The sequence below is a fragment of the uncultured Oribacterium sp. genome (assembly GCF_902481605.1).
Lineage (GTDB): Bacteria > Bacillota > Clostridia > Lachnospirales > Lachnospiraceae > Oribacterium > Oribacterium sinus.
The window spans coordinates 1-13,731 of record NZ_CABSXI010000061.1; the positions used below are offsets into that span (position 1 = coordinate 1).

Here is a 13,731-nt window from a genome sequence, read left to right on the forward strand (position 1 = left end):
TTCAAGCTTCGCTTTGCTCGCTTTCAGTAAGTACTGACGGGCTCAGATTGCCCCTTGTACAGCCCCATATGCATCAGTCGCTTACATCAATTAATTTCTTCAGTCCTTTTCTTCGCTGACTATCAGAAAGTGTGGGGCTCAGACTACCCCGTATTCAGACCTATATTGCCGAAAAAATTTTGTTCAATTTGATTTTTTACAGCTCCTTTTTTAATTATAAAAATTTTAGAACTATGAATGTAGAAATAAACAATGGTCGATAATAATCTGTGGTAGAATTTTTCTTCTGAAAAGAGAGTTAGACTAAGGTTTTAGAGTAAGGGTTAAGGGAGAGAAGATGAGTCAGAATGCATTTTTAATGGAAGAAGCCAACCGTTGTTTGTTATGTAAAAATCCACGATGCTCCAAGCATTGTCCTGTAAATACCTCTATTCCGGAGGTTATTGAGCTGTATAAGCAGGGGGAATTGAAAAAGGCGGGGGAAATTCTTTTTGAGAATAACCCGCTTTCCGCCATCTGTGCTTTGGTTTGTGAGCATGAGAAGCAGTGCGAGGGTAATTGTATTCGCGGAGTGAAGGGCATTCCTATTCCCTTCTATAAGATGGAGGAGGAAATCTCTTTAAAATATCTGGAAGAACTGCATTTTGAAAAGGGCGCAGAGGACAAGGATCGTATCGCGGTAATCGGTGGTGGTCCTGCCGGTATTACTATTGCCCTTTTGATGCAAAGAAGGGGATATAAAGTAACGATTTTCGAGTCCCGAAACAGAATCGGCGGCGTACTTCGTTACGGTATTCCGGAGTATCGTCTTCCGAAATATATCATTGACCTTTTGGAAAAGCATTTGCTGGATCTTGGGGTAAAGATTCGTCCCAACATTCTGATTGGACCGGTGCTTTCTCTGGATAAGCTTTTTGAGGACGGTTATGCCGCGGCCTTCATCGGTACCGGTGTATGGAATCCGAGAACTCTGGGCATCAAGGGAGAAAGCTTTGGAAATGTGCATTTTGCCATTGACTACTTAAAGTCTCCGGAGACATATCATTTAGGAGAAAATGTTGCTATCATCGGTGCGGGAAATGTGGCCATGGATGCTGCAAGAACCGCAAAAAGAAGCGGCTCTAGAGCCACCATCATTTACCGTAAGGGCATGGAAAATATGACCGCCAGCAAGAAGGAAATTGCCGAGGCGGAGGAGGATGGCGTAGAATTTCTGCTTCATCACTCCCCGGTGGAAATTACGGACGACGGCATTATTCTGAAGAAGCAGGAAGAGGGGCAGCCGGAGGAAGAAGTATTCTTTAAGGCGGACAGCATTATCGTAGCCATCAGCCAGAACCCCAGAGCCAATATTGTTTCCAACACTACAGATTTGGATACCAACAATTTAGGCTTACTGCTTACGGATGAAAAGGGGCATACGACGAAGGAAGGAACCTTTGCTTCCGGAGACGTGGTAACCGGTGCCAAAACTGTAGTGGAAGCGGTGCATCAGGCGAAGATTGTGGCGGAGGAAATGGAAGCCTACTGTGAGGCGAAGAAGAATCTGAAGGAAATGACGGAATCCGCCGAGGAAAGTGCTTCTTAGTTTAAGGGTAAAATCAAAAAAGGACTGTAAAAATCAAAATAGAGAATTTTCGGAAATATATTGCTTAGAAAATTCATTGATTTCTTTACAGTTCTTTTTTTGTGAGCTTTTTTGGAAAAATACCGGAGCGATATGGGCAACAATCCGTCTTCAGCCCTTTCTGATGCTGTAAAATCTCGGACTTAAAGAAAAGCAATCAAACTATTTAATTTATAAATAGCATTATTAAAAACTACAATAGTTTTAAGAGAAAATTAGCTTAGTTTTTATGATATATTATTAAAATCGCACAATATTCATTTGAGGGAGAGAATGAATTTTAGACAGAGGGACAGCAAGTTGACTTTGAAAGGAACTAAGAAGAAATGGTTAGACGCGGTTTGAAGACGACAGTCATTGCCACAGTAATGGCAATGATGCTTGCACCGAGCTTTTCTGCATTTGCCCAGACAGGTAAGAGCAATACTTCGGGAAGCTGGCAGGTAGAAAACAATGCATGGGTATTCCGGAATGCAGAAGGACAGTCTGTAAAGGGCTGGGTAGTATATAACCAGGAATGGTACTATCTGAATCCGGAAAACGGACAGTTAAAGACCGGTTGGTTACAGCTGGATGGAAAATGGTATTTCCTCAGCACGGAATCCGGTGCACAGCAGGGTAGATTATTAACCGGATGGCAGTGGATTGACGGCTATTGCTATTATCTGATGCCTACCGATGACAGCAATTACGGCGTTCTCGTAGTAAATGGAAGAACTCCGGACGGCTATTATGTAAACCAGAGTGGCCAGTGGCTTCACGGCGAAAATGGAGATGCTGTCTATGAGACAGGCAAGGGACTTCCCTCCGCAGCTTCTTCCCAGCAGGTAGCGGGAGCAAGCCGTGCTCTTCCCGGACAGGTTCTTGGAGCAAGTAGAGCCATTGCAGCACCCGGAGGCGGAAGCTTCGGAGGTGGTGGAGGTGGCGGATCCACCGGAGGAGGAGCAACTGCTTCTACTACAGGAGGAGCAGGAACTGCTACAACCGGAACCTCTACAGCCGGAGCCGCTACAACCGGAACATCTACAGGAACAGCAACCGGAGGAAGTGCCGCAGGAACTGCTACTCCCTCCACAGAGGGAACAGGAGCATCTACCGGTACAGAAACACCCGGAACTCAGCCAGAAACTCCGGTGACTCCGGTACAGCCTGAGAACCCGACTCAGCCGGAAACTCCTGTAACTCCTGCCCAGCCCGAGAACCCGACTCAACCAGAAACTCCGGTAACCCCGGCCCAACCCGAGAACCCGACTCAGCCAGAAACTCCGGTAACTCCGACCCAGCCCGAGAACCCGACTCAGCCAGAGACTCCGGTAACTCCAGCCCAGCCTGAGAATCCGACTCAGCCAGAAACTCCAGCCCAGCCCGAGAACCCGACTCAGCCAGAGACTCCGGTAACCCCGGCCCAGCCTGAGAACCCGACTCAGCCAGAGACTCCTGTAACTCCGACACAGCCGGAAACTCCGGCACAGCCCGAGAATCCGACTCAGCCTGAAACTCCGGCCCAGCCCGAGAATCCAACTCAGCCGGAAACTCCTGAGACCCCGTCTCAGCCGGAAAATAATTTAAAGAACTGGCCCGGAACACATACCTTATCTTATGATGCAGCTAAAGACTGCTTTGTTTTATCCTTTGATGAAGGAAAGCAGATTCAAGAGCTTCAAGAGTTACTGCTTAGCATTAACAAGGTTACGGTAAATCAGACTGAATATGCAGTGGGAGATGCTAAAACGGATTTAAGTAAAGAAGCAAATACATATTGCCATGACCTTAGAGGAAAAGAAAAGGTGAGAGGATATCTAAATGCTCTTAACTTTAACAAAAAGTCCTTCCATGAGGGAGAGAACACTATTGAAATTCAGGCAGACGGTTATAATCCTGTAATCATTCATATTAATGCGACAAAGGAAGAGCTTCAGGATGAAAAGCTAACTCTTAAGAAGCCGGAGAAGCTTACTACCCCTAAAGACTTCGACAGAACGGAGGCAGGAGAGTATAACGTAAAACTTTTCGCATTTAATAACCTTAGTGAAGGTCAAAAAGAATATCTCAGTGCCCTTAATGAGGTAGTTATTGATGATGTACACTATCAGAAAATTGAGGAAAAGTATTTTGATGATTTTGTAAGACTAGGAAAACCACGTTTCTTTATCGTATCTGAGGGTACAAGTATCACTTTGAACTTAAATTATTATCCAAAAGAAGCAGGAGCTCATAATCTTACATTGAGAGCAGATGGCTATGAGGATCTTCTTATTAAGTATACACAGGAGAAGGCAAAGTCTGCACCTGTAATGAATAAGCTTGAGAAGAAAGAGGCTCAGGGATACTATGAGCTTTCCTTCCAGGGAGACAGAAAGTCTGTTCAGAATTACCTAAAGAGCATCAAGACTCTGACCGTTGCAGGAAGAACATACGGACAAATGGCACCTTTCAGTGCTGATTTGTTGAAGATGGGAGAGAAGTTTAGCTTCGGAGACTCTAAAGGAGAGAAAGAATTAGCAGATTTACTTTTATTCTCCATTCCTACAGACAATGTAGATAAAGAGCAGGAGATTCGCATTGAAGCGGAAGGATACGAAGTAGCTACCATTCCTCTATCTTAAGTAGCGCTAAGTGGATAGCAGATAGTTTGTAGAAAATGCATAAGAAAGAAGCGGTGAAAGAAAAACGGGATAAAAACCGGAGACTTTCTTCCACCGCTTTTTTGTATTTTTTAAAGAGTAAAAAACAGGAATGGATAGGTTCTATTGGGCATATCGCTATAAGATTTAATTTATATTTCAAGTCAAACGCATAATATTTTTCTATACTTCTTATTCTTTTCTTTGCTTGGGACGAAAAACTTAGGAGTCAGCAGATGAACAGCTGTGTTTTAGCACTTAAGGAGAAGAGAAATGAAAAAAGGAGTGGAACAAAAGAAAAAAGAGCCGAAACCGAAGAAGGGAGGCTTGTTCCAAAGCTTGCGTTTAAGCAGTAAAATGTCGATTTTGATCGGCCTTTGTTCGGCGATTGCGCTTATTGGGACAGGCTCTATTCTAATTAATATTAGTAAGAGCAGTATGGAAAAGACCGTTGACAGCAATATGGTGGATAAAACCCATATGGCCATCAATGATATTGAAAATATTCTTTACCAGAATCAGGTGGTTGCGGAAACCATCCGAGAGGGCATTATGTCGGCTTATGAAACCCAGGAAGAGGTAGGGGCAGCGCCCGCCAATATCTGGAATATTGTGGATGGAAATGGAAATGCCGTTGCCACCAAGGTGATGGGACCGACTACTTTTCAGTCTCGGGTAAGAAATATTGCCATTCCGGCAAATCTTTATAATGCGGAGTCTGCCATGTTGGACTCTCTTTACGCGGCGGTAAACAGTGATGACAGCGTATTTGGCGTAGGAGTTTATTTTGATAAGGGCGCCTTCATTCCCGGCGTGGATGACTATTCCCTGTATCTTAGCAAGGAAAATGCCAAGACTCGTACTGTGCAGACCTATTCCGCAGGTTATCAGGAAGAAGAGGATTTTAAGCATTTAAAAGAGACACAAAAGCTTAGCGTTAGCAACATTTATCAGGATGCCTATACCAAGGACTGGGTCTTTTCCATTATGGTTCCCATCGTTATTAAAGAGGAATTTAAGGGCTATGTTCTTGTGGATATGAAAATGGATGTTTTCGGACTTCTGCAGCAATCGGACGAACGTTTTCCATCTTTGGCAGTTGATTTGACAGATCATGATGGCAATGTTGCTTATTCTATGGATGCGGACGCCATTGCAAAACCCGTGAAGGATACTTTACCGGAGGAGGCATACAATACTCTGGAAAGCATGAAGGCAGAGGGAAAATCTTTTAATGTGGTTACCGACAGCTTGGATAAAGGAAAGGTAAAGCGTTTTCTTGCCCCTGTAGAAGTAGGAGATGGAGATTGGTGGGTGAGTGTCAGCCTTTCTGAAGCAGAGTACAATGCCACGCTGATGACTTTGGTAAAGACTGCTGTGTTGACCAATTTATTGGGAGTATTGGTTTTGATTGCTCTTACCCATTTCCTGATTCGAACATCATTGGCACCTTTAAAGAAAATTTCTTCTTCCGGCGTGGAAGTGGCCAAGGGAAATTTCGATGTAGATATTCAGTACAATAAGAAAGACGAAATTGGAGAACTGGCAGAGAGCATGAGAGAAATCATGCAGAGAATCCGGACTATTATTTCCGACTTGCAAAATAAGCTCAGCGAGCTGTCCAAGGGAAATTTCCGGGTGGATATGGAAGATCAGGAGTATTATGCCGGTGCCTATGCACCTCTCCTACAGTCTCTTAGGGATATTCGGGGAGACCTGTCCAATACTATGAAGGAAATCAGAAATTCCGCAGAGCAGGTACAGGAAGGAGCGGATCAGGTAAGTAATGCCGCCCAGTCTCTTTCTGAAGGGTCTACGGAACAGGCTTCTTCCATCGAAGAACTCTCCGCTACCATGGATGATATTTCCCACAAGATTGACAGTACGGTAAAGATTACCGAGGAAGTGGCAAAGTTAAGTAATGATGCGGAGAAGGCTGTAAATGTCAGCACCAATAAGATGGATGAGATGTCCAGAGCCATGCAGGACATTACGGAGAAATCCCAGGAAATCAATAAGATTATCAAGACCATTGACGACATTGCTTTCCAAACCAATATCCTCTCCCTAAATGCTTCTATAGAAGCAGCCCGTGCCGGAGCGGCAGGAAAGGGCTTTGCGGTTGTGGCAGATGAGGTAGGAAACCTGGCTCAAAAATCTGCCAAGGCAGCCCAGAATACCAGCAGTTTAATCGAAGAGGCTATCGATGCCATCGGTAAGGGTGCAAAGCTTTCCGAGGAAACTGCCCAGTCTTTGGTGGTGGTTTCTGAACAGAGTAAGAAAATCAACAGTATGATTACAAACATTTCCCTGGCATCGGATGAACAGGCCAAGGGCGTAAAGCAGGTAAGCGTGGGAATCGACCAGATTTCTTCCGTGGTACAGAATAACTCCGCAACAGCGGAGGAAAGTGCCGCAGCTTCCGAAGAGCTTACAGGACAGGCCCATACCTTAAATGAGCTGATGGAAAGGTTCCAGTTGAAGGAAGACTAAAGGCTAAGCTAATGAAAAGAGAGTTTGAAAAGATGCAAAGGTAGCTTGACGAATAGCTTAAAAAGCTCCTTAAAATAGGTAATTTCATTTAAAGACAAAATGTATAAATATTTATAGAATATTGAAGAAAAAGCGTACAAGTGCTATAATTCCCCTTAAGAATTTATTTTTGCTTGCCTACATTTTCCCCTAAAAATTCTTTCTTTCCCCAAAGAAAGAGTAGCATAAGGGGAAAAGGCGAGGATAAGGGTTTAACCTTAAGGAGAGGAGTGTTTATGGACAGCACAGTAAAAAGAAAGGGAGGGCTAGGGTTCTGGATTTGTAACTTTGCCTTCACCCTGGAGCGCTTTAGCTTTTACTCCGTAAAGTGGCTCATCGTACAGTTTTTAATCGCCAGTGTAGTCGACGGTGGTTTAGGAGTAGCAAAGGAAAATGGTGCTACTTATCAATCTTTCTTCGTAGCATTTACCTATTTAGCGCCTTTGTTCGGTTCTTACATATCCGATCATTTTGTGGGTGCTAAGTATCTGGTTCCTATCGGCATGGCTTTGATCAGCTTAGGATATTTCTTCGGCTTTAGATCTTCCAATTTGACTGATGTGGCTATCATGATTGCATTAGCTTCTATCGGAACCGGACTCTTTAAGCCCCAGACCAACTCCATCACCGGAAAGTTATTCTCCGATCCTAAGGATTTGGATATGGCCTTCTCTACTCAGTATTCCATGGTAAACTTAGGTTCCTTCATCGGAACCACCAGCGTGGGACTGATTGCAGGAGCAAGAGGCTATAGAATCTGCTTCCTGGTTTGCTCCATCGTTATGTTGGTAAATGCTGTTATGTTCTTCTTAGGTTGGGGACCCTTGGGAGAAGCAGGAGCAAAGCCCTTTAAGGATAGTGCAGAAGCAGCAGCATCCAAAGAGACCATTAAGACAGCTGAGCCAAGCAGACCTCTCACAAAGATTGAGAAGCAGAGAGTTCTGGCTATTATCGCCGTTTCCCTCTTCTCCTCCGTTTTCTGGATTTTCTGGTATTTAGCATATCTACCTGTTTATGATCACTGGGGAGCAATGAACGATGCTAAGGAATTCATTAACATGAACTGGAAGCTTTTCGGATTCACGATTCCGACATCCTTCTTTGACTCTGAGAATGGACTTCTTTGTATTCTGTTAGGACCTGTTTTAGGACTCCTTTGGGCTAGAGATGCAAAGCGCCCCGGCGGTGGACTCAGTATCTTTAAGCATACTGCATTAGGTATGGGAATTTTAGGACTTGCTTTCGTGGTTTCCGCATTTGCAGAGATTACCAGAGCCGGAAGACCTGCAAGCTTACTCTGGGTTGTAGTATTCGGATTCTGCCTGTCTCTTGGTGAGATGACCTTCTCTCCATTAGGAAATTCCTTTATTTCCAAGTTTGCTCCCGGAAAGCTCCTCTCCGCAATGATGGCGGTATGGACCTTTGCCATCTTTATCGCAGGACTTTCCTACGGAACCTTGTATAACATTATTTCCAAGATGCCATTTGCGGCAGCAAGCTTCGGTATTGCAGCGCTTTTGATTATTCTTGCAACGGTTCTTTGGGGAATGGATAAGAAGCTGAACAGCTTGATTACCAATGATCAGGTAGAAGAAACGGCATAAGAAGATATAAAAAGTATTTAATGAAGGGGAGGGCTTTGAGCCCTCCCCTTTCCTTTTTCAGACCTATATTGCGTAGAAAATTTTTTTGATTTTGTACTGACCCTTCTTTTAAACCTTAGTCGTTTTGATTCAACCACTCCATCAATATCTTCTTGTAAAGCTCCTCTTCATCGACAAAGCACATGTGCCGAGAATAACGGAAAAGCTCCCACTTGGCATTGGGGATAGCATCAAACATTAATTTTGCGATATAAGGAGAGCAAAGGTCTTCTCCACCGCTACAGATTAGGGTTGGCTTGGAAAAATCCTTCAGCTGATCCATGTAATTATAATCCCGAAGAGAACCGGTGGGAGTAAATTCATTTGGACCCCATCCTGCCACATAGGCTTCGGTTCCTGCCTTCTTCTTTCTGGTTAAGCATTCTGCTGCATCGGGACCGAAGGGGCCGGCACAGTGACGTGTCATAAATTCTGTAATGGCTACGTCATAGTCCGGATCACTGTAGTTTCCGGTCTTCTCCGCCTTGGCAATGGCTTCCTGCATCTCCTTGGGAAGATAGCCCACTCTTCTTTTCTGCTCACTTTCCCAAATGGCATTGTAGGGAAGGGTACTGGAAAGAATATAGCTGGCAACTCCCTCCGGCTTACATTCGCATTCATAGATGATAGCCAACATTCCGCCCCAGGACTGTCCTAAGATATGTACTTCATCCAATCCTAAATGCTTTCTCAGGGCGATTAATTCGTTTAGCCAGGTCTCCTTAGTCCAAAGCTCCGGATGTCCGTCCAGGTAAGAGTTTCCACAGCCCAGCTGGTCATACATAATCAGCTGACGTCCGTCCTTATCAGCAAGGTCATCCAAAACCTCGAAATAGTTATGGGTGGAACCGGGTCCCCCATGGAGCAGAAGAAGAGGTTTTTTATTGCCCTTATTCTCTCCAACAATACGATAATACGTTTCATAGCCTAAATAAGGCATGCGCCCTTCTTGAATCTGTGCCATAATGTCCTCCGTTTCTACCGGCTGAGCCGCTGGTTTTCTTAAATTATATTTCTTTTATCATACCATATTTTTCAAGAGATGTTAATTATTTAACGGGAAATGCTATGAAGTCAATGCTTGAAGTAAATACTATGAAGCGGAAATCACTTCATACTAAAAATCCCCCAAGGGAGAATTACAATCCTTTGGGGGATTTTACAAATCTTCTAATGAGAAAACATCGAATTCGATAAGAGAAAAGCTATTTTATTCTCCCTTAACGATACTTCCGTCTTCCTTTACAATCAAAAGATCCTTGGTGTAGTGGTTCAATACATGGCATCCGTCCTCGGTGATGATTACCAGGTCTTCTACACGTACGCCGATATTTTCCTCAGGAATGTAGATACCGGGCTCTACAGAGAAGCACTGTCCAACCTCGATAATCTCTTCATTAACGGAGGAAACGTCTCCCACCTCGTGATCCTCGATACCTGCGGAATGTCCGGTTCTATGAGTGAAGTACTTACCATAGCCCTTCTCCTCGATATAGTTTCGGCAAGCCAAATCCACATCCCGCATTCTGTTGCCGGGCTTTGCCATGGCGATACCTCGAAGGTTCGCATCTCGAACAATCTGATAAATCTCCTTATGTCTTTCGCTGACTTCTCCAATGAAGACGGTTCTGGTCATGTCGGAGATATAGTCATTTAAGACACCGCCGATATCCAGGATAACACAATCTCCCTTCTTTCCCTTAGTGTCGTCGGTAACGTGGTGAGGATCTGCGGCACCGTGTCCGTAAGCGGTAATGGGATCAAAGGAAACGCCGGAACAGCCGTGCTTCTTGTACAGGTCTCTGGTTACGGCATTTAATTCCTTCTCTGTTAAGCCCTTTACCACATAAGGCACCAACTCTTCCATAACCTTATCATTTACTAAAGAGGACTGAATCATCAGCTCCTGCTCATGCTTGTCCTTAATCTGACGTACCTTGTCCACGATTACGGAACCGTTGACAAAGGAGGAACCTGCCTTTAACTCCTGCAAACGAAGGAGGAAACGTGCCGGCCATGTCTTGTCGATACCCATGGGCTTATCCTTTTCGATGAACTCGGAAAGAATTGCTACAGGATCTTCCGTATCGTCAAAATAAGTGATTTCAACACCTAAGTCTCTCTCCTGGGGAAGCATACGGTTTACGAACAGATGCTTGTCACCCTTTGTGTTGATATACAATGCCAACATTCTTTCGCCGGGATGAATCCACTTTCCGGTTAAATAGAAAATGGCGGGTGGGTCGGTAATAATCATCTGAGAAAGATTCCGCTCCTCCATCTTCTTTAAAATCCGCTCTAACTTGCCTTGATCCATTTGTGTCTCCTTTCTATAGAGGGAGAAGGGAGCTTCCTGCTTCCTTGCTCCAAAGAATAATGTGTTTGGCATAACTACCTAGATTATAGCAAAATTTCACTAAAATAGCACATTGAATACAAAAAAGTTGAGGAAATTGTAAAAATCCGGTATAGACAAGATTTATAACTGAGCATTTAAAATAAAAATTTGCAGAGGAAAGTCTTTTGTGCTATAGTACAGAAGTCCTAGTTATTCAGTAGGTTTATAGGAATATATAGCAGGGCAGAAATAGTAAGTATAGAAAGTAGAAAGAAGCTTTTAGTGGTAAAAAGCTTTTATGGGAGAAGAAGGAGAAGAGAATTATGGGTAACGTAAAGAAGAAAAAGATAGCCTTAGGCTTACAATTATTGATAGCATTGTTTTTAGGAGGGGCAGCAGGATATTTCCTTCCCCAATTTGCAAGCTTTTACCAGTTTCTGGGACAGGCCTTTATCCGGCTTATCAGCATGTTGATTATTCCTCTGGTGCTTCCCCTTGTGGTGGTGGCTGTGGCAGAGGTACTGGGCAAGAATCATTTTCAGAAGCTCCTGGGAAAGACCTTCCTGTATTTCTTCGCAGTGACTACAGGAATTACTGCCCTCTTTGTCTTTGCTTCCTATTATTTAGGCTTTGGACAGGGGGTAAATATCGGCCAGGCAGGTGCCAGTTTGGAGGGTATTGCCACCGGCGTGAAGATTGATGAGTTTTTCTTAAACTTCATTCCTTCCAATCTTTTCAAGGCACTTACAGACGGAGCATTACTTCCGATTCTGATTTTCGCCATTTTCTTAGGCTATGGCGTAGGACAGCTGGAGCAGGAGAAGAAGGAAGCCTTCCTTTCCGGCACAAAGATTTGGATTGCCGCCATTTACAAGATTTTAGATGCGGTGATTTTACTCTCCCCTGTGGGCGTATTCGGCTTTATTGCCAAGGACGTGGCAACAACCGGAGTGGACAAGCTGGTGGGACTCGGACAGTTTGTCCTGGGAATGTACCTTGGCTACGGCGTTTTGGCACTTGTAATCTTCCCTGTTATTGCTATTCTATATAAGGTAAACTATGTAAAGCTTATCAAGAGTATCGGAGATTTGGTGACTCTGGCCTTTGTGTCCGGCGGCTCCAGCGTGGTTTTACCCCCACTTTTGAAGCGTTTAAAGAAGGAAGGCTATGACGAGGCGGTAACGGATTTCGTGGTACCTCTCGGCTACTCCTTTAATCTGGAAGGAGCGGCAGTGTATTTTGCCTTGGCAAGTGTTTTCTTGGCAAATGCTTACGGCATTACTTTCACGACCCAGGCCTTACTGTTTACTGTTCTCCTCTTAAGCTTGATCGGAAAAACTGCGGCAACCATTCCCTCCGGAGCCATTGTGGTTTTACTGGCGGCAGCTCCCCAGCTGGGACTTCCTGTGGAAGGTGTAGCCTTGATATTGTCCGTAGACTTCTTTGCAAATGCAGGAAGAACCGCTCTGAATGTGGTAGGACAGGCTTTGGCAGTGGCTGTACTGGACAGTAAAAAAGAAAATGCGGAAAAAGTAGAAAAGATAGCAAAGGCGGAGAATGCAGCAGGCAAGGAACTTGTTGCTAATGCAGGCTAAGGAATCCTATAGAAGGAATACTCGGCCGATTATGCATGAATCATCTGATGAAAATTATTTATGAATAGAAAATTTTGGAAAGGAAGTAATATGGCAGAGAAAAAGGTATATGTAATCCATGAAAATCTGGAATGGACCCAGCATTTGGTAAAGTGGCTGGAAGAAAAGAAGATTCCCTATGAGCTATGGGATTTATCCAAGGGAATCCTGAATTTGCAGGAGGCACCTCCTGAGGGAGTGTTCTACAACCGTATGTCTGCTTCCTCCCATACCAGAGGCCACCGCTATGCGCCGGAGTATACGGAGCAGGTGCTTTCCTGGCTCACAAGACACGGCCGTAAGGTGGTAAACGGTTTAGGTGCCATCAATCTGGAAATCAGTAAGGTAAAGCAGTACCTTGCCTTAGAGGAAAATGGCATTCCCCACCCCAAAACCGTGGCGGTTTTAGGACAGGATCAGATTCTGGAAGGTGCAAGACAGCTAAACATTTACCCCTTGATTACCAAGCATAACCGTGCAGGAAAGGGCTTGGGGGTACAGCTTTTCCAAAATGAAGGGGAGCTGGAGGCCTATGTCAACAGCCCGGCCTTTGAACCTTCCGTAGACGGCATCACCCTTTTGCAGGAGTATATTAAGCCCGCAGACGGCAGAATTCGCCGTTCCGAGTTTATCGGACAGAAGTTCTTATACACCGTATCCATTGACTCCTCCGACGGCTTCCAGCTCTGCCCGGCAGACGGTTGCCAGATCGGAAAGAAGAAGGAAGAGCTGGAAAGCTCCGAAAAGTTCCAAATCACAGAACCTTTGGAGAAGGAAAGAGAGCAGGCCTACACAAAATTTTTACAGCACAGCGGCATTGATGTTGCGGCGATTGAGTGGGTACAGTCGGAACGCGGAGAGATTTATGTTTATGACGTAAATACCAACACAAACTATAACCCTACTGCGGAGAAGAATGCCAATATCTACGCCCATGAGCATTTGGCTGAGTACCTGGGAAAGCTTTTAAAAGAGCAGGGGTAAAAAGATTTTCCGGAAATAAAGAATACGGATTGGAAGTTTTGGTAAAGAGAATATAAGCAGCTTTATAAAGTGAAGGAAGGGGATGTTCATTCCCCTTCCTTTTTGCTATAAATAAAGGAATAGGATAGGAAAGTGGGTTCTACGTTTTGAAGGGAGTGAGCAGTTGTGACAGAGATCAGTGCCAGACAAAGGGATTTCTTTGATCGTCAGGTAATTTCTTTGATAAAAATGAAGTACGGAATGGAGGATATGCAAGCCATTCGTTCCTTTTTGTTCTCGGAAACCTATCAAATGCTACTGGATCCATTGACAGAGGTATACACCTTTAGTCCGCAAATTGTATTTGAAA

General features: G+C 44.4%; 9 protein-coding genes. 7 read left to right on the top strand and 2 right to left on the bottom strand.

Annotated elements, in window-relative coordinates; all coding sequences use genetic code 11:
* Nucleotides 1-337 precede the first annotated feature (337 nt).
* The 4 genes from RDQ32_RS09070 to RDQ32_RS09085 all read left to right on the top strand — a co-directional run bounded on the left by RDQ32_RS09070 (nt 338) and on the right by RDQ32_RS09085 (nt 8,387).
* Nucleotides 338-1,588 (top strand): NAD(P)-dependent oxidoreductase, encoded by a 1,251-nt coding sequence (locus RDQ32_RS09070; protein WP_007157762.1) that lies wholly within the window; start codon nt 338-340, stop codon nt 1,586-1,588.
* A gap of 365 nt (nt 1,589-1,953) precedes the next feature.
* Nucleotides 1,954-4,233: a hemoblobin-interacting domain-containing protein gene (locus tag RDQ32_RS09075; protein WP_308580140.1), complete on the top strand. Its 2,280-nt coding sequence runs from the start codon at nt 1,954-1,956 to the stop codon at nt 4,231-4,233.
* 291 nt (nt 4,234-4,524) lie between these two features.
* Complete coding sequence (locus RDQ32_RS09080; protein ID WP_007157758.1) at nt 4,525-6,744, top strand: methyl-accepting chemotaxis protein; 2,220 nt, start codon at nt 4,525-4,527, stop codon at nt 6,742-6,744.
* Nucleotides 6,745-7,019: 275 nt separating this feature from the next.
* Complete coding sequence (locus tag RDQ32_RS09085) at nt 7,020-8,387, top strand: peptide MFS transporter (protein ID WP_007157756.1); 1,368 nt, start codon at nt 7,020-7,022, stop codon at nt 8,385-8,387.
* Between the two features lie 115 nt (nt 8,388-8,502).
* Here RDQ32_RS09085 and pepI read toward each other — a convergent pair whose 3' ends face one another.
* Nucleotides 8,503-9,390, bottom strand: a complete 888-nt coding sequence (gene pepI, locus RDQ32_RS09090) for a proline iminopeptidase (protein ID WP_308580142.1) — start codon at nt 9,388-9,390, stop codon at nt 8,503-8,505.
* A gap of 246 nt (nt 9,391-9,636) precedes the next feature.
* A complete protein-coding gene (locus RDQ32_RS09095; RefSeq protein WP_308580143.1) occupies nt 9,637-10,743 on the bottom strand; it encodes a Xaa-Pro peptidase family protein in 1,107 nt (368 codons plus the stop codon).
* Between the two features lie 344 nt (nt 10,744-11,087).
* Here RDQ32_RS09095 and RDQ32_RS09100 point away from each other — a divergent pair, with 344 nt between their 5' ends.
* The 3 genes from RDQ32_RS09100 to RDQ32_RS09110 form a co-directional block, all read left to right on the top strand.
* On the top strand, nt 11,088-12,359 hold the full coding sequence (locus tag RDQ32_RS09100; RefSeq protein ID WP_308580145.1) for a dicarboxylate/amino acid:cation symporter: 1,272 nt from the start codon (nt 11,088-11,090) through the stop codon (nt 12,357-12,359).
* A 90-nt stretch (nt 12,360-12,449) separates the two neighbouring features.
* Nucleotides 12,450-13,382, top strand: coding sequence for a RimK family alpha-L-glutamate ligase (locus tag RDQ32_RS09105; RefSeq protein ID WP_304070163.1), 933 nt, complete (start codon nt 12,450-12,452; stop codon nt 13,380-13,382).
* 165 nt (nt 13,383-13,547) lie between these two features.
* On the top strand, nt 13,548-13,731 hold a 184-nt coding region (locus RDQ32_RS09110), incomplete at its 3' end, for a hypothetical protein (RefSeq protein WP_308580146.1).